Genomic DNA, 18,574 nt, shown 5'->3' on the forward strand with positions numbered 1-18,574 from the left:
TAAGATTGTAGTAAATTTAAAATACTATGACAGAGGCTGCTATTGAAAAAGAGAACAAGGAGATTGCGAAGCAGTACAAGGAATTACTTCGCATAAGCTACCAGACGCTTACGGACGAGGACAAGAAGTTGATCCGTACCGCTTTTGATGTGGCTGTGGATGCCCACAAGGACCAGCGAAGAAAATCCGGGGAAGCTTACATTTTCCACCCGATTGCCGTTGCCAAGATCGTAGCTTCGGAAATTGGGCTGGATGCCGTTTCCATTGCCTCTGCCCTTCTCCATGATGTGGTTGAGGACACGGCCTACACTTTGGACGATATTGAACGCATGTTCGGCGAGACCGTAGCGCGGATTGTGGACGGGCTTACAAAGATTGCCCATCTAAAAAAGGACAAGGATATCAGTCAGCAGGCTGAGAACTTTCGCAAAATGCTCCTGACGCTGCATGATGATGTCCGGGTAATCATCATTAAAATAGCCGACCGTTACCACAATATGCTCACCATGGATTCCATGCCGGAGCACAAACAGGTGAAAATCGCATCGGAAACTTTGTACATCTATGCCCCGCTCGCGCATAGAATTGGACTGTACAACATCAAAACACATTTAGAAGACCTTTCCCTAAAATATACGGAACCCGAGGTGTATCATGACATTTCGGCCAAAATAGAAGATACCGAAGAAGAAAGTGCTGCCTACATTGAGGATTTTGCAAATGTTATCCGTACCTCTTTGGACAAGGAAGGCCTTAATTACTACATCAAAGGTCGTATGAAGTCCATCTTCTCCATCCGTAAAAAGATGAAGACCCAGAATGTCACTTTCGATGAGGTCTACGATAAGTTTGCGATTCGGATTATATACAAATCGGACCGTAGGAATGAGAAATTCCTAGCATGGAAAATATATTCCATTGTTACGGATCACTTTACCCCCAACCCCATACGTCTTCGCGACTGGATTACCTCTCCCAAATCCACCGGTTACGAGGCGCTCCACATCACGGTTATGGGTCCAAAGGGAAAATGGGTAGAAGTGCAGATCAGAAGTGAGCGCATGCACGAGATTGCAGAAAAAGGCTATGCGGCCCACTTTAAATACAAGCACGGAGCACAAAAAGAACAGGGCATTGAGGAATGGCTGAACAAATTGCAGGAAGCATTGGAAAGTGCCAATGGCAATGCAGTTGATTTTGTGGAGGAATTTAAACTGAACCTGTATTCCAAAGAAATATTTGTCTTCACCCCAAAAGGAGATTTAAAATCAATGCCCAAGGGTGCAACGGCCCTGGACTTCGCTTTCAACATCCACACAGAAATCGGGATGAAGACCCGGGGTGCCAAAGTCAATGGAAAATTGGTGCCCTTGGGAACCAAGCTCCGCAGTGGTGACCAAGTGGAAATCATAACATCGGAAAGTGCAAAGCCCACCCAAACCTGGTTGGATTATGCACAAACAGCCCGGGCAAGATCTAAAATAAAATCATCGCTGAGCGAGGAGAAAAAAGAGGTTGCAGCAGAAGGTAAAGAGATTTTGCGCCGTAAACTGAAGGCACAAAAAATCAACTTGAATGAGGACACTGTCAACAAACTCGTAACTTTTTTCAAGCTGAAGACAAGTTTGGATCTCTTTTATAGGGTCGGTATCGGTGTAATCGACAACGACAAACTGAAGGATTTTGCATCCTCCTATCACAATGCGTTTATCAATTTCTTTAAAAATAGGATGCGAAAGACACCCGCCCCTAAGGATATTGATAAAAACGAGATTACCACCAAATACGATCTGCTCGTTTTTGGCAAGGAGGAAGAAAGGCTCAACTATAAACTGTCGCAATGCTGCAATCCAATTCCAGGGGACGAGGTATTTGGCTTTGTAAGTGTGAACGATGGCATTAAAGTGCACAAAAAAAACTGCCCAAACGCTATTTCACTGCAATCCAATTATGCCTACCGCATCATCAGTGCCAAATGGATAGATTCCTCTCAAGAAGAATTCTCCGTAGACATCAAAATCACGGGGATCGACAATATGGGATTGGTGAAAGATATTACCAAGATCATCTCGGATAATATGCACGTGAACATGCGCAACCTTAACTTTAGCGCGGATGGCGGTACCTTTAAAGGAAAGATTACACTAGTGGTAAAAAACAACAATATCCTGAAACGTTTGATGAACAGTTTAAAGCAAGTGGAAGGTATTGATAAAGTAACCAGAATTTAATTTTTAACTGTACCTTTGCACATTAGCATAGAGTATAACGAGCTATGGGAAACAATAAAAATCAGGAAATTGTAAAAAACGTGTTCACCTCGTTCCTTGAGGAAAAAGGACACCGCAAAACCCCTGAACGCTACGCCATTTTACAGGAAATTTACGATAGTGATGATCATTTTGATGTGGAGTCCCTTTATATTAAAATGAAAACCAAGAATTATAGGGTAAGCCGAGCAACACTCTACAATACAATCGAACTTTTACTGGAAAGCAAATTAGTGCGAAAGCATCAGTTTGGTGAGAACCAGGCGAAATATGAGAAATCATATTTCAACCGTCAGCACGACCACGTCATATTAACGGACACTGGTGAAGTAGTGGAATTTTGTGACCCTCGCATCCAATCCATCAAAAAAACAATTGAAGAGGTTTTTGACATCAAGATCAACAATCACTCATTATATTTCTACGGAACTCGAAACAAAGAAGAAAACCTAACCGAATAACCCGAACATTACATGGTAGATTTATTGCTTGGACTCCAATGGGGAGACGAAGGAAAAGGAAAAATTGTTGATGTACTGACCAAGGAATACGATATTATCGCCAGATTTCAAGGAGGTCCAAACGCAGGGCACACACTGGAATTTGATGGCATAAAGCACGTCCTGCACACCATCCCATCAGGAATATTTCACGAAAATGCCATCAATGTTGTGGGCAACGGGGTTGTGATAGACCCTGTAATCTTCAAGAAAGAATTGGACAACTTGGAGAAGTTCAATATAGATATCGAATCCAAGCTTTTCATTTCTAGAAAGGCACACCTTATACTACCAACACACCGTTTATTGGATGCCGCTTCAGAAGCTTCAAAAGGAAAGGCCAAAATTGGTTCCACCCTAAAAGGTATCGGACCAACTTATATGGACAAAACCGGCCGTAACGGTATGCGTGTTGGAGATTTGGAGTTTGATGATTGGAAAACAAAATACCGTGCCCTGGCCAATAAGCACGAGGCCATGATCGATTTTTATGATGTGGACATCCAGTATAATTTGGATGAATTGGAGGCCGACTTCTGCGAAGGTGTGGAAACGCTGAAAAAATTGACCTTTATTGATAGCGAGGAGTATATTTTTAAGGCACAGGCAGAAGGAAAGAAAATTTTGGCAGAGGGTGCACAAGGATCGCTTTTAGATATAGATTTTGGAACCTATCCGTTTGTGACATCTTCCAATACTACAGCCGCTGGTGCCTGTACAGGATTGGGTGTTGCACCTAATAACATCAAGCGCGTGTTAGGGATTTTCAAGGCGTATACCACGCGTGTGGGCAGCGGACCCTTCCCTACAGAACTTTTTGATGAGGATGGTGCTAAAATGGCTAAAATAGGCAACGAATTCGGTGCTACAACAGGTAGACCACGCCGTTGTGGCTGGTTAGACCTTGTAGCTCTAAAATATGCGGTCCAAATAAACGGGGTTACGGAGCTTATGATGATGAAAGCCGATGTTTTGAGCGGTTTTGACACCATTAAAGTTTGCACATCTTATAAGTACAAGGGGGAAGAAATTCAGCACCTACCTTACAACATCGAGGAAGAATACGTAACACCTATATACACCGAAATGAAAGGGTGGTCCAAAGACCTTACAAAACTGACTAAAGCGGAAGATTTACCTGCGACCCTGAACGACTATATTGCGTTCTTGGAAAAACAGTTGAACGTACCCATTAAAATAGTATCCGTAGGTCCCGATAGGCTACAGACTATTCATAGATAAGCCTCGATTTTTTGTTCATTTTTCAGTAACTTATAGGTCCAATTGTCCAATCACGGAGAATTAGTTACCTACATGTTTAATTGATTAAAAATCAATACAATGAACAAAACACTGACCCTGCTATTTTTAATAGCCACCCTTATTTCCTGCACTAAAGAACCTGCAAAGTTATCTGTTGCCTCCCCCAATGGAACCAACGCTATTGATTTTCATCTTTCGGAAGATGGCACACCTTATTATATGGTGAATCACAAGAACAAAATTGTGATCGATTCCTCTTCCATGAGCTTTGATTTTAAAAATCAAGAATCCTTGGAGGGAAATCTGAGCATTGTCAATTCAACAACAAATACGGTCGATGAAACTTGGGAAATGCCCTGGGGCGAGCAAAGGGAAGTCGTGAACCATTACAATGAGCTTAAAGTGGAACTGGAAGAGACCACAGCTCCCAAACGCAAGTTCAATATCTATTTTAGGGCTTATGATGATGGCATTGGCTTCCGTTACGAGTTTTTATCGCAACAAGGGATAGATAGCATAATTATAATAGATGAAAATACGGAGTTCCAATTGACCGAGGATTATACCACATTTTGGATTCCTGGTGACTGGGATATCTATGAACATCTGTATAACACAACCAAGGTTTCTGAAATTGATGCAATGTCCAAAAGAGACAACGAAGACCTTGCCGCAACCTTTATTCCCGAAAATGCCGTGAACACCCCAGTGACCATGCGGAGCGAAGATGGGCTGCACCTAAGCTTTCACGAGGCCAATCTTACCGATTATGCTGGAATGACCTTGAAGGTCGACAACGAATCTTTGCTATTGACCAGTGAACTGGTAGGCTCCGATAGAACCGGGTACAAAGTAAAACGGGAACTGCCCTTTAAAACACCTTGGCGCAGCATCCAAATTACAGATAAGGCCAGCGACCTAATCGAATCAAAATTGATCGTAAACCTTAACGAGCCCAACAAATTGGGAGATATTAACTGGTTCGAACCCAAAAAATATGTAGGCATCTGGTGGGAAATGCATGTCGGTAAATCTACTTGGGACTATGCCGGCTCCCAAGACATGAACACCTTTACAAACGATTTAAAACCTACGGGAAAACATGGTGCTACCACTGAAAACACAAAGCGATATATCGACTTTGCGGCCAAAAACAACATTTCTGGGGTTTTGGTCGAAGGCTGGAATACGGGATGGGAACATTGGATAGGTTTTGAGGACCGTGAAGGGGTATTCGATTTTGTGACACCCTACCCTGATTATGATCTGCAAGAATTAAACCAGTATGCCAAGGAAAAAGGTGTAGAAATCATTATGCACCACGAAACCTCAGCTGCACCACGAACCTACGAGCAACAACTGGATACGGCTTACCAATTAATGAATCAATTGGGCATCCATTCGGTTAAAACTGGCTATGTAGGTAAGATCATCCCAAAAGGAGAATACCACCACGGACAATGGATGGTAAACCATTACAGGAAAGTATTGGAGACTGGGGCCAAGTACAATGTGGCCATTAACGCCCACGAACCCATTAAAGCGACAGGAATCCGAAGGACCTACCCCAATGCCATAGCCCGAGAAGGGCTTCGTGGACAGGAATTCAATGCCTGGTCGGCCGATGGCGGAAATCCTCCCGAACACTTGCCCATTGTGGCCTTTACCAGAATGTTGGCAGGCCCTATTGATTTTACTCCCGGAGTTTTTGACATTGAAATCCCCACAAAGGAAAATAACCGGGTAAACACAACACTGGCGCAGCAATTGGCGCTATACATCGTTATTTACAGTCCTGTTCAAATGGCTTGCGACCTGCCCGAAAATTATGAAGGGCAACCTGCATTGCAATTTATCAGGGATGTTGGTGTGGACTGGGACGAAACCGAAGTATTGAACGGAGAGGTGGGCGACTACGTTACCATAGCCCGAAAAGAAAGGGAAACGGGCAATTGGTTTGTTGGCAGTATCACCGATGAAAATGCACGGGAAGTCACGATCGATTTTGATTTTCTGGACAAGGGTGTTTCATATGATGCGATCATTTATAAAGATGCAGTGGATGCCCATTACAAAAACAATCCCACTGCCATCAGCATTGAGAAAATCGATATCAGCAAAGGTTCATCACTAACCGTTCAAATGGCTGAAGGTGGTGGATTCGCCATGAGTTTAATGAAGAAAAACGATTGATTTAGCCTCTTTTTATGTGACCTATATCACTGTATAAAAGGCGGCCTGAAGTTATCTTTGGATAAACTAAAATAAGCTGTTATGACAAGTAAACTGAATCAAATAGGGCTGGATAAACAAGCGTCCAGCGATTTGGCCGATAAGTTAAATGAGTTGTTGGCCAACTATCAGATATTCTACATGAATGCCCGTGGATTCCATTGGAACATCAAAGGAGAAAAGTTTTTTGAACTGCATGCAAAATTTGAAGAGCTTTATAACGATTCATTGGTTAAAATCGACGAAATCGCTGAAAGAATTTTAACCTTGGGCTTTACCCCGCTTCATACGTATGGGGATTACACAACGTTATCCAAAATCAAAGCCGCCAAAAATATATCCAGTGGCCCTGTTGCGGTCCAAGTAATTTTAGACGGGTATGAAGTATTGCTTCCTTTGGAAAGAGAGCTTTTGGAAATGTCCGGGGAATCAAGCGATGAAGGTACCAATGCGCTTATGAGTGATTACATCCGCGAACAGGAAAAACTCATTTGGATGTATTCCGCTTATTTGAACCGATAATTTATATGACCAAAAACATTCTTAAGGATTTAATCGCACAGAACAGAAAAACATGTGATTTCACTTTCAACGAGATCACTCAGGAAAACAGCACCCTAAAATTAAACGATGATACCGCTTCGGTCGGATTTATATATCGTCATATTGGGGAAATCATGCACCTGCTCACACAATTTTTCGGCATTCCTACCGAAGTTAAAAACACCACCATGGGCGAAAAGGACACAGGTGAAGTTTACAACAAGGAAGAAAGCCAACAACTAGTGGAAGACGGATATAAAAAATTGAGTGACCTTGTTGAAAGTCTATCCGAAAAAGAATGGGCAGAAACTATTGAAACTCCATTTTTTGGTCCCATATCCAGAACTAAGTTATTGGGCCATGTGCTATATCACAATATATATCACTGTGGGCAAATCACCCTTACATTAAAAAGAGGAAAGTAAAAACCAGTTACAATCACTTGAAAGAGAAATCCCAAAGCTTTCTAAACGAAATATGCCACTTCCGTTAAAAATCCTACTTTTGGGCAAAATTTCATGAATTTGAAAAGCATTTCATTTTTCATTCTATCCCTTTTTGCTTTTAGCACGTTTGCTCAAGAACAGCAACCTGAGGGTGGTCGACAAATCAATATTGTTTACGGGGCCAACTTTACCAAAGATGAGGCCCAGTTCCCAGGTGCCTCCATTTTTAGCAAAGACGATGAGCGACAGGTGCAGTTTGAGCATCAAGGTGCCGACCTCTGGTGCGACATTGCTATTTTTTATGCTGAGGAAAACCGCTTGAAAGCCATCGGCAACATCCGTCTTCAACAAGGGGATTCGATTGAAATGAACAGCGGCAAAATGGATTATGATGGAAACACCAAACTGGCCAAAGCATGGGAAAAAGTAGATTTGACAAATGGACAAATGCGATTGACCACTGACACCCTTTATTTTGATAGGGAAAATCAGCAGGCCTATTACAATTCAGGTGGGAAAGTGGTAGACTCCGCCAATGTGCTTACCAGTAAAGTGGGCACCTATTTTATGACCCCAAAAAAATACCAGTTCCAGCGTAATGTGCACATAGACAATCCCGATTACATTATTGATTCGGAACAACTGGACTATTACACCACCTCTAAAAATGCCTACATGTACGGACCCTCCACCATAACGGGAGAGGAATACAAAATCTATTGTGAGCGTGGTTTTTACGATACCACTATCGAGCAAGGCTACGGCATTAAAAATACCCGAATCGATTACGATAACAAGATTATTGAAGGAGACAGTCTGTATTTTGACAAGGCAAGGGAGTTTGCCTCGGCCACGAACAATATTCAGATTACGGATACCATCAACAATGGGGTGATCAGAGCACATTATGCTGAAGTGCACAAGGCCAAAGATTCTGTTTTTGCCACCAAAAGGGCAGTTTCCATCAGCTTGGTGCAAAAGGATTCACTCTACATGCACGGTGACACCTTGATGGTAACAGGAAAAGAAGAAGAGCGAATCTTAAGAGCATTTAGAAATGCCAAATTCTACAAAACCGATTTGAGCGGCAAATGCGATTCCATTCATTATGAGGAGAAAACAGGGATTACCCAATTGATTACCGATCCCATTTTATGGAATGTGGATAATCAGATCACGGGGGACAGCATTCATTTGATATCGGATATGGAAACCGATAAACTGGATTCCCTGAAAGTGATAGAGAATGCCTTTATCATTTCCTTGGATACGATAAGTGGTACTGGATATAATCAAGCCAAGGGAAAGAACCTCTTTGGCAAGTTTATAGAAAATGAATTGAAAATTATTGATCTGGTCCAGAATACCGAGGTTATTTACTATGTCTATAACGATGATGAGGAACTTGTAGGTATAGATAAAACCATTTGTAGTAAAATAAGATTGCTCATGGCAGATAGCGACATAGAGGACATTACATTTTTTGTGAATCCTGATGGAGATATTTTCCCCGAGACAGATTTACCCGTACAGAGTCGAAAGTTAAAAGGCTTTGTTTGGCGCGGCGATGAACGAATCAGGTCCAAAGAAGAAATTTTTGACGAAGACGACAATACTATTGAATTGGTCAAAATTCGGGGCATAGACAATCCTATTGATATTGATGCCGAGGAAAACGAACGGCAGAACAATCAAAACGACCCCATAAACGCCCCCAATACCAAGGCGGTTAAACCCAAAAAGCCCGTTCTTAAAAAGAAAGCGCAAAGCCGATAATGTCCAAAAAAGATTTTTTTACATACCAAGCCCAAACTTCCCAGCACCCATTGGCCTTGGAAGTTTCCCATGCAAATGGGAACTACGTCTACGACCAGGATGGGAATGCCCATTTGGATTTTGTGGCAGGCGTATCGGCTTGTAGTTTGGGGCATTGTCATCCCAAAGTAGTGAAGGCCATCAAAAACCAGGTAGATCAATACATGCATGTAATGGTCTATGGCGAGTATGTACAAAAGCCTGCTGTGGAATTCTCCAAACTTTTGGCCTCGCACCTTCCCGATAATTTGAACACCACCTATTTGGTCAATTCGGGAACAGAAGCCATGGAAGGTGCCATAAAATTGGCCCGCAGACATACAGGTCGCTCACAAGTGATTGCCGCCAAGAATGCCTATCACGGCAACACCATGGGCAGTTTGAGCCTTATGGGACTGGAAGAGCGCAAAAGTGCGTTCCGACCGTTGATTCCAGATATTCGTTCCATTCAGTTCAACGTTGAAGAAGAAATCAAAAACATTACCGAAAAAACAGCTGCCGTAGTGCTGGAAACCATTCAAGGTGGTGCTGGGTTTATTGTGCCAGAAAACGGTTATTTGGAAAAAGTACGAAAGCGTTGCAACGAAGTGGGAGCCCTACTGATATTGGACGAAATACAACCTGGCTTTGGGCGCACGGGCAAATTGTTCGCTTTTGAACACTTCAACTGTCCACCGGACATTCTGGTCATTGGAAAAGGTATGGCATCAGGTTTGCCTGTCGGAGCATTCGTGGCATCGCACGAGCTTATGGCCGATTTAAAGGAGAATCCTAAATTTGGCCATATCACCACCTTTGGCGGAAATCCCGTGATTGCAGCGGCAAGTTTAGCGACCCTGAAAGAAATCACCGAAACAGACCTGATTCCACAAACCTTGGAAAAGGAAAAACTGTTCCGAAAACTATTGCAACATGCATTGATAAAAGAAATACGGGGCAAAGGATTAATGCTCGCACCTATTATGAAGAGCAAAGAAGTAGCCGATTATTTGGTCCTGGAAGCCGCAAAAAAAGGACTTATTCTTTTCTGGCTGTTATTTGAGCCAAAAGCAGTGAGAATATCGCCTCCATTAACAATTTCCATGAAAGAAATTGAGGAAGGATGCGACCAAATCCTCGACATTTTGGACAGCTACAAATCCGATACTGTTAACTAATTTGTTGATAACATACCCCTAAATTGGACTTTAAGAGCACCTCAAAAGGTTAATTTTAAGTCCATAGTTCAACCAAAAACGTTCCTATGGCGTTAGAATCTAACGAATATCCTGACAAATCCATAAACAAATTTGAGTCCATGCTCAAGACGGATGACGTCTATTTCTTTGATGCGGAGGACTTTGAGGAAATCATTCACCACTACCTTAACAACGGTAAAGTCTCCCTGGGCAAAAAAGCCATTCAAATTGGTCTGGAGCAACATCCCAATTCAATGGAACTTAAATTGTTACAGGTAGAAGTATTGGCGTTTGAAGACAAATTTGAAGCTGCCGAAACGCTTCTGGATGAAATTCAGACCATAAACGCGGCCAATGAAGAAGTATTCATCCAACGGGCGAACATCAGATCCAAACAGGACAAACACCAGGAGGCCGTAAACCTATTGCTGGAAGCATTGGACATTACCGACCACTCCTTCGACATCTACTCCCTATTGGGAATGGAGTACCTTTTTATGGATGACTATGAGCAGGCCAAGCTCAGCTTTATGCGCTGCGTGGAAATTGATGACAGGGACTATTCATCACTCTACAACGTTGTATACTGCTTTGAATTTTTAGAAGATTTTGACGGAAGCATTTATTACCTGAACGATTATTTGGACCGAAACCCCTATTGCGAAGTCGCATGGCACCAATTGGGAAAAATGTATTTGGCCAAGAACCTTTACTTGGAAGCGTTGACCGCTTTTGATTTTGCCGTTATCTCCGATGATTCCTTTATCGGGGCCTATTTTGAAAAGGGCAAAGTTCTGGAGAAATTGGGAAGGTACAACGAAGCCATCGAAAATTATGAATCCACCATATCCATCGAAGACCCTACCTCGTATGCTTTTCTTAGACTTGGCAAATGTCATGAAAAACTGGGCAACTTTGATTTGGCAAAGTATTATTACTACCACACAGTTCACGAAGACCCTTTGTTGGACAAGGGTTGGTTGGCCATAACCGATTTCCATTTTGGGCAGAAAAATTATGACAAAGCCCTGCATTACATCAACAAGGCCATAAATATTGATGGTGAAAACCCAAAATACTGGAAAAAAGCCGCCAAGATTTATTTCGCCCTGAACAATTATGATGAAGCTGATTTTGCTTACAAACAAACCGTGGACCTGGGTAACTACGAATTGGGTACTTGGAAAAATTGGGCCGAGGTGCTCAACAAGATCGGCGATTACAACTCTGCCATTCAGGTTTTGATACAAGGATTGGAATTTTACCCCGATAATTCGGAACTGACCTATAAATTGGCAGGCATTCATTTAAAAAATAGCGATTTGGACGAAGCAAAAACCATTTTATCCAAGGCCATGAAAGTGGATATTGGTAAATTGCGGCAGTTTGAAAAAGAATTCCCAGAATTCATTGAAGTAGATTGGGTGAAAGCGCTGGTTTCAAAAATCAGAAAAACAGCCAAGTAGCCAACAGATTATTCCATATTCATGCAAGCACGTCGTTTACTGGACTACGTATTCGTTACCCTTAAAGGTATGGCCATGGGGGCCGCCGATGTAGTACCAGGAGTTTCAGGAGGAACCATAGCCTTTATTTCGGGCATTTATGAAGAACTTATCACCTCCATCAACAGTATAGATTTTACCTTGGTTAAAATTTTAAGGAAAGATGGTATCAAAGCCGTTTGGAACAAAGTGAACGGCAACTTTTTGTTGTCCCTTTTCCTTGGAATCCTTATCAGCGTGCTATCTCTAGCGAAATTTTTGAGTTGGTTATTGGAAAACGAACCTGTTTTGCTATGGTCCTTTTTCTTTGGATTGGTGCTGGCCAGTATCTTTTTTGTGGGAAAAGAGATTACAAAATGGACCTTGGGAACTGCGGTGGTTTTAGTATCCGGTGCCGCTTTGGCATTTTTTATCACCGAACTGCCCGCCAATGATAATGTAGACAGCTTGCCTTATCTGTTTCTCTCGGGTGCCCTTGCGATTTGCGCAATGATTCTTCCAGGAATATCGGGAGCTTTTATCCTTGTATTGTTGGGTTCCTACAAGACAATTTTGGATGCTGTTCACGAAAGGGATATTAAAATCATTCTAACGGTAGGTGTTGGTGCTATTTTCGGACTCCTGAGCTTTGCTCGCCTACTCAAATGGATGTTCAACCACTACAAAAACATCACTTTGGCCCTATTGACCGGGTTCATTCTTGGCTCTTTGAACAAAATTTGGCCTTGGAAAAAAGTCTTGGAGACCAAAACCTTTGGCGAAAAAACCGTGGTTGTGGACGATATGAACGTGCTGCCCGGTGCTTTTGAGGGAGATAGTAAATTAATGCTTGCCATAGTATTAGCCATACTAGGTTTTTCACTTATTTTTATCCTGGAAAGAGTAGCTTCCAAAAAATAAGGAAAACCATAAGGTCTCATGCCACAACAACCTAGAACATTTCTGGATAATTTCTTCTTGGTCATAAAAGGTTTATGCATGGGAGCTGCCAACAAAGTTCCTGGAGTTTCGGGGGGTATTGTTGCTTTTGTGGCCGGTTTTTATGAAGAATTTATCTATTCCCTTCAAAAACTGAATTCCAAAGCCTTGAAACTATTGTTCAACGGCAGGTTCAAAAGTTTTTTTCAATACATCAATGCCAAATTCCTAGGCCTTTTGATTTTCGGGATGCTGGTGAGCTACTTTAGCGTTTCCCGCATTTTGGACTATTTTTTGGATCATAATGAACTTTTTGTTTGGGCCACATTTTTTGGCATGGTCATCGGCTCCATCTATCACATAGGAAAGGATTTTTCTCCATGGAATCAACGCACCATTCCAGCAGGCATCGTAGGGTTGATTATAGGTATATCCATTAGTTTTTTGAGCCCTGCCAAAGAAAACGACAACTTGTTATTCATTTTTTTCTGTGGTATCATAAGTGTTTCCGGGATGACGCTTCCCGGGCTATCAGGTTCGTTCATATTAATTTTATTGGGCAATTACGTGCTGCTCTTGGTAGATTCTGTCAATGCCCTTTATGATACATTTTCGGAGATTTTCTCTGGGGATTTTAGTTTCTGGAAGAATAAAGAGCGTATACAAATCCTTAAAATTCTGGGAGTTTTTACTTTAGGTTCGGCAACAGGTTTGGTCACTTTTTCACATTTACTGAGTTATGTTTTAAAACATTTTAAAGCTACAACAACAGCAGTATTATTAGGATTCATCACAGGATCATTGGGCGTGCTGTGGCCATGGAAAAGAACCATTTTTAAGTTGGATGGGGCCGGAAATCCTTTATTGGATTCCAATGGGGATAAAATTATCCTCAACTACGAACGTCACTTACCACATTTGGCAGAGGTAGAAACCTGGTGGGCCATACTTTTTATATTAATGGGGATTTTGGTATTATTGATTTTGGATTGGTATGGCAACAACAGACAAAAAAATGAACAGGTTCGGGCTTCTAGGTAGAAACATTTCTTACTCTTTTTCGCAAGGGTATTTTACTCAGAAATTCAAGAAATTGGGCCTAGAAGATCATAGCTATGAAAACTTTGATATTAAGCAGATCGATGAAGTTAAAAGCATACTGTCCGACACTAGCTTAAAAGGCCTGAACGTTACCATTCCCTACAAACAGGATATTATTCCCTATTTGGATGAATTGGACCCCAAAGCTGCCAAAATCGGAGCTGTAAATACCATTCAATTTTCAAAAACCGGATTGAAAGGTTATAATACAGATGCTTATGGTTTTCAAAAATCGTTGGAACCTTTTTTACAACCACATCACACCAAGGCTTTGGTTTTGGGAACGGGAGGTGCCTCCAAAGCAGTCCGTTTTGTTCTTGACGAACTAGGTATTACAAGCACCTATGTTTCGCGCAACAAAAAAGAAGGACAGTACATTTACGGGGAACTGGACGAAAGCATCATTAAGGAAAATACCCTGATCATTAACTGTACCCCCTTGGGAACTTTCCCTAATATTGAAGATAAACCTGCATTACCCTACCAGCATATTGGACCTGAGCATTTGTTGTACGATTTGATCTACAATCCTGAAAAAACCCGTTTTCTAGCGCTGGGGGAAGCCAATGGAGCTACCATATGCAACGGGTTAAAAATGCTGGAACAACAAGCCGAAAAAGCTTGGGAAATTTGGAACAAAGGCTAAAACCAGCTATCCACATAAGGATTCAGCCATTCCGTACAAGCTTTAAATGGTGCAAAAGAAGAATCAATACTTTTGCTATTAGACAATTTAGTTGTTAAATTGGCTATAACTTTCATCAATCAAGTAGGTAAATAAGCAAATAATGCAGGAAAACGATCGTAAACTTCAGCAAGCTGAAGGTGGCACAGAGGAAACATCAGAGAATAAAAAAGCTAATTTGGAGGAGACCACAAAGGCAGAGCCCAAAGTAGCCGAAGAAACTGTATCAGAAACCGATGGTTCAAAAGAACCCAAGGAGGAAACTGTTTCCGAAACCAAGAGCGAGAAAAAAACTGCAGAAAAGGACGATTCCAACGAACATTTGGACGAAATAGATGAATCCAATGCCGAGGACGCTGAGGATAGTGAAAACGAAAAGCGTCACACCATCCCTATGCTGGACTACCATTCCATGTCCATGGAAAACCTTGTTGGCGAATTACAACGTTTGGTCAAAAATGAGAAAGTACAGGCCATTAACAAGCATGTTAGTGCCATTAAACATGAGTTCGACCAAAAATTTCAGGAGTTCCTTGATGAGAAAAAGGAGGAATTTGTATCCAAAGGTGGTAACGAAATAGATTTTCGATATAATTCGGTCGCCAAAAGGCAATTCAACGAAGTGTATTCCGATTTTCGTGAAAAGAGAGACCAATATTATAAGCAATTAGATCAATCTTTGAAGACCAACCTTCAAAAGAGATTGGACATTATTGAAGAGTTAAAAGGACTTATTGATATCGAGGAGGATATTAACACCACCTACAATAACTTTAAGGACCTTCAGAGCCGCTGGAAAAATGCAGGACCCATTCCACGTGCCAGTTATAACGATGTTTGGCGTACCTACCATCATCATATGGAAATCTTTTACGATTTTCTGCATCTAAACCGCGAATTGCGCGATTTGGATTTTAAGCACAATCTGGAAGAAAAGCAAAAATTGGTGGAGCGTGCCGAAGCCTTGGTAGATGAACCGGATTTGAACAAGGCCTTTAGGGAACTCCAAACCCTTCACAAGATCTGGAAAGAGGACATAGGCCCTGTGGCCAAGGAACACCGTGAAGAGATCTGGGAAAAATTCAGCAATGCCACCAAGGCCATGCACCAACGTAGGCAGGAACACTTCCAAGAACTGGAAAAGTCCTACGAGAAGAATCTGGAGAAAAAGCAGGGGATCATAGGTAACATTGCCAAAATAGCCGAGAATGTTGCGGACAACCACAGAGGCATCCAACAACAAATAAAAGAAGTAGAGGCCCTTAGGGAAGCTTTCTTCAAGGCGGGCAGGGTTCCCCAAAAAGTAAATGAGGATACTTGGAGCCATTTTAAGGAGACCGTTCGCAAGTTCAATAGGACCAAGAATGCCTTCTATAAAAACCAAAAGAAAGAACAGCAGCAAAACCTTGAAAAGAAAAAAGAGCTATTGGAATTGGCGGTCTCTTTAAAAGATAGTGATGACTGGTCCGAGGTAACCCCTCAAATGAAACGGATTCAGAGGGATTGGAAAAAAATTGGCCATGTCCCAAGAAAATATTCCGATAAAATCTGGAAAGAGTTCAAAGACGCCTGTAACCATTACTTTGATAGATTACATGCTGAAAAGAACGAAGCCCATAAAGAAGAATTTGAAAACTTTAAAAAGAAGAGCGAATGCTTGGATCGTTTAAAGGAATTTCAACTTAGCGGCGACAAGAAAAAGGATATTGAAGACATTAAGGCCTTTTTGGCGGAATGGAAAAAATACGGCCGTATTCCCTATAACAAAAAGCACATCAATAGTAAGTTCAACAAAATTGTGGATGCCTTGTTCAAAAAGCTGGGGATTGGCAGGCAACAGTCCGAGTTGCTCAAGTATGGAAACAAAGTTCAGGAACTTGCAAAAACAGAAGACAACTACGCCATTGGCAACGAACGTGTGTTTGTTAAACGCAAAATTGATGATGTAAAATCGGAAATCCGTCAATTGGAGAACAATCTTCAGTTTTTCTCGGACGACTCCGAAGACAATCCTTTGGTAAAAGAGGTCATCAACAAATTGGACAAACAAAAAGAAGCGCTTCAAACTTGGAAAGAAAAGATGAAGAAGCTCAATATTCTGGAGCACAAGCTCAACAAGGAAACAGAAGATGACGAAGAAAATGGCAATGAGGAAGAAAATGGCAATGAGGAAGAATAAGGTCTAAACCTAATGTCCCCTATACCATCCCTTCTGATATTTTTTAGAAAATACTTTTCAAAAAGTACCTTATTAAGTCCGTAGTGGTTACAATACCTTTGAGTTTACCATCGTCAACAACGGGCAAAGCGTGAAATTCCCGTTTCGATAAGATTTCGGCCACCTCTTTAATGGTCGTATCGGAAGTTACACTAACAACATCGTGTACCATCACTTGGGGAATCGTAAACATATTGTAGACAATTGTGTCCACATATTCCTCATTCTCATCTATGGCATCGGCAAAACTAATCCGCAGTAAATCGGTATAGCTCAACATCCCCTTGATTTTATCTCCCTCGACAACGGGTATATGTCGAATATGATGTTTTTTAAATAGTCGCTCGGCAGTCACCAATTCATCAGACAGGCCTAAAGTAACCAAGTTTTTGGTCATTATTTTTGAAACGGGCACACCATTTTTCATCGCTCAGGTACTTTATCAATTCGCTGAATGAAGTTACCTTGATTCTTTTTTGAAAAGTATGATAATTGTCAGTTGGCCATTAGGTTAAAAGGTGACAAAATGTGAAATGCTTCTCAAAAAACTGGCTTTTACGTGCTTAATTTGGCAATACACCTATTTTTTTGGTGTTTTTTTCAATTTAGTAGCACTTTTAAATATTAATTTAACAAACCATTCCTACCACCAATCATGAAAAACATTTTTGTTCTACTACTGATTTTCTTATCCTCGATTTCTGGATTTTCACAAGACTATTACGAGACCAGTTGGGTCAGCGGTGAAGTAAAATATACTGCCCTTGTTATTTTTTATGGTGAAAATGAAGCGTTGGTGCGCGTAAAATATTATGCCAATGGGGCAGACAAATTGGCCAGTTATACATGTGTTTATAAAAACTTCACTAAATCAGATGGCTCAACCGATAGATATTTGGATGGATTCGGTGCACAAATAGTTAGGGGGCCATCGAATAGCAGCTACAGTGCGGACAATTTTTATATTAAAGAAAACGGAGCTTCATACGAGGCATATACAGCGGACGATAATGCTTTTGGAGGAGGTGATTTCACACAAACCATGAAACCCATGCTCTACTGGGTCAAATTAAATCCAGAAGCGCTTACAAAAGGGTATATAGACGATTATTTTGAAGAGGACGAAGAGCTTTTTCAATTATTGGTCTATTTGAACAAGGGTGAAATATCCTTTCCTGTAGAAACCAATGCGGTGACTGTATTGGCCAATGGTATGGATGGGGAATCGGTGTGGGCCGCGGTTATGGACAGCAACAGTAAAACATCTTATTCGGAACAAAGAATAATCGAATCTTCGACCTTCCCTAGCGAATGGATAAAAACACAATGGGGAGAAGGCTTTTACATTACCACTTTTGATTATGATGAAAGTAAAAAGAAATTTGCGGTGTTAATGAGCAAAGGGTATGGCCTGGGACCGCAATCCTGGAGAAGGTCCAGTACATTCCCAAAAGATTGGGTCAATGAAAAATGGGACGATGGCTATAGCATTACCGCAATGATGAACGGTAACGGCAATTGGTATTTGACCATGAGCAAAAACACGGGGATTCAAACCCAAAGATGGAAGACCAGTTACGACATACCCAGGGACTGGATCATTGATAATTGGAACGAAAGCTATGCAATTACCTCTGCAACTTATGGCAATGGCCTATGGGCCCTAACCATGAGCAAAGGTTCCAAACTTGGCTCACAATCCTGGAAAACCGAAACCACCTATCCGTTCGAATGGATTAAAGAACGTGCCGATAAGGGGTATTCAATCACTACAATAACCTATGGAGATGGTATGTGGCTTGTTGTAATGTCAAAAAATGCGACCAATACCACAAACCGATCTGGTTCCCAATATCAAGACATTCCCATCAATTGGATTTTGAACAATACCAGAAATTAG

The 18,574-nt window shown here is 41.5% G+C and carries 15 protein-coding genes; 14 read left to right on the forward strand and 1 reads right to left on the reverse strand.

The window, feature by feature from the left end:
• Positions 1-26 precede the first annotated feature (26 nt).
• From J0654_RS08095 to J0654_RS08155, 13 genes are all read left to right on the forward strand, one after another.
• A complete protein-coding gene (locus tag J0654_RS08095; RefSeq protein WP_207027510.1) occupies positions 27-2,231 on the forward strand; it encodes a RelA/SpoT family protein in 2,205 nt (734 codons plus the stop codon).
• Between the two features lie 44 nt (positions 2,232-2,275).
• A complete protein-coding gene (locus tag J0654_RS08100) occupies positions 2,276-2,731 on the forward strand; it encodes a Fur family transcriptional regulator (protein ID WP_207027512.1) in 456 nt (151 codons plus the stop codon).
• Positions 2,732-2,743: 12 nt separating this feature from the next.
• On the forward strand, positions 2,744-4,012 hold the full coding sequence (locus J0654_RS08105) for an adenylosuccinate synthase (RefSeq protein ID WP_207027515.1): 1,269 nt from the start codon (positions 2,744-2,746) through the stop codon (positions 4,010-4,012).
• 99 nt (positions 4,013-4,111) lie between these two features.
• A complete protein-coding gene (locus J0654_RS08110; RefSeq protein WP_207027517.1) occupies positions 4,112-6,226 on the forward strand; it encodes a glycoside hydrolase family 97 protein in 2,115 nt (704 codons plus the stop codon).
• Positions 6,227-6,307: 81 nt separating this feature from the next.
• The gene (locus tag J0654_RS08115) at positions 6,308-6,787 is read left to right on the forward strand and encodes a Dps family protein (RefSeq protein ID WP_207027519.1); all 480 of its coding nucleotides are present in this window, start codon (positions 6,308-6,310) and stop codon (positions 6,785-6,787) included.
• Positions 6,788-6,792: 5 nt separating this feature from the next.
• Positions 6,793-7,233 (forward strand): DinB family protein, encoded by a 441-nt coding sequence (locus J0654_RS08120; RefSeq protein ID WP_207027521.1) that lies wholly within the window; start codon positions 6,793-6,795, stop codon positions 7,231-7,233.
• A 93-nt stretch (positions 7,234-7,326) separates the two neighbouring features.
• On the forward strand, positions 7,327-9,030 hold the full coding sequence (locus J0654_RS08125; protein ID WP_207027522.1) for an OstA-like protein: 1,704 nt from the start codon (positions 7,327-7,329) through the stop codon (positions 9,028-9,030).
• A complete protein-coding gene (locus J0654_RS08130; protein WP_207027524.1) occupies positions 9,030-10,226 on the forward strand; it encodes an aspartate aminotransferase family protein in 1,197 nt (398 codons plus the stop codon). Before J0654_RS08125 ends, J0654_RS08130 begins: the two co-directional genes overlap by 1 nt.
• Before the next feature lie 86 nt (positions 10,227-10,312).
• Positions 10,313-11,713, forward strand: a complete 1,401-nt coding sequence (locus J0654_RS08135) for a tetratricopeptide repeat protein (RefSeq protein ID WP_207027526.1) — start codon at positions 10,313-10,315, stop codon at positions 11,711-11,713.
• Between the two features lie 21 nt (positions 11,714-11,734).
• Positions 11,735-12,652, forward strand: coding sequence for a polyprenyl-phosphate transporter (locus J0654_RS08140; RefSeq protein ID WP_207027529.1), 918 nt, complete (start codon positions 11,735-11,737; stop codon positions 12,650-12,652).
• 18 nt (positions 12,653-12,670) lie between these two features.
• Entirely contained in the window at positions 12,671-13,711 is a 1,041-nt protein-coding gene (locus tag J0654_RS08145) for a DUF368 domain-containing protein (protein ID WP_207027531.1), read from the forward strand.
• On the forward strand, positions 13,665-14,417 hold the full coding sequence (locus tag J0654_RS08150) for a shikimate dehydrogenase family protein (RefSeq protein ID WP_237685910.1): 753 nt from the start codon (positions 13,665-13,667) through the stop codon (positions 14,415-14,417). The genes J0654_RS08145 and J0654_RS08150 overlap by 47 nt, the downstream gene beginning before the upstream one ends.
• Before the next feature lie 142 nt (positions 14,418-14,559).
• Positions 14,560-16,635 (forward strand): DUF349 domain-containing protein, encoded by a 2,076-nt coding sequence (locus J0654_RS08155; protein WP_207027533.1) that lies wholly within the window; start codon positions 14,560-14,562, stop codon positions 16,633-16,635.
• Between the two features lie 43 nt (positions 16,636-16,678).
• Here J0654_RS08155 and J0654_RS08160 read toward each other — a convergent pair whose 3' ends face one another.
• Positions 16,679-17,101 carry a CBS domain-containing protein gene (locus J0654_RS08160; RefSeq protein WP_207027535.1) on the reverse strand — a complete coding sequence of 141 codons (423 nt, stop codon included), beginning with the start codon at positions 17,099-17,101 and terminating at the stop codon, positions 16,679-16,681.
• A gap of 228 nt (positions 17,102-17,329) precedes the next feature.
• On the opposite strand from J0654_RS08160, the gene J0654_RS08165 reads away from it, so the two are divergent.
• The gene (locus J0654_RS08165) at positions 17,330-18,574 is read left to right on the forward strand and encodes a DUF7477 domain-containing protein (RefSeq protein ID WP_207027536.1); all 1,245 of its coding nucleotides are present in this window, start codon (positions 17,330-17,332) and stop codon (positions 18,572-18,574) included.

The organism is Flagellimonas profundi, assembly GCF_017313275.1.
Taxonomy (GTDB): Bacteria; Bacteroidota; Bacteroidia; order Flavobacteriales; family Flavobacteriaceae; genus Flagellimonas; species Flagellimonas profundi.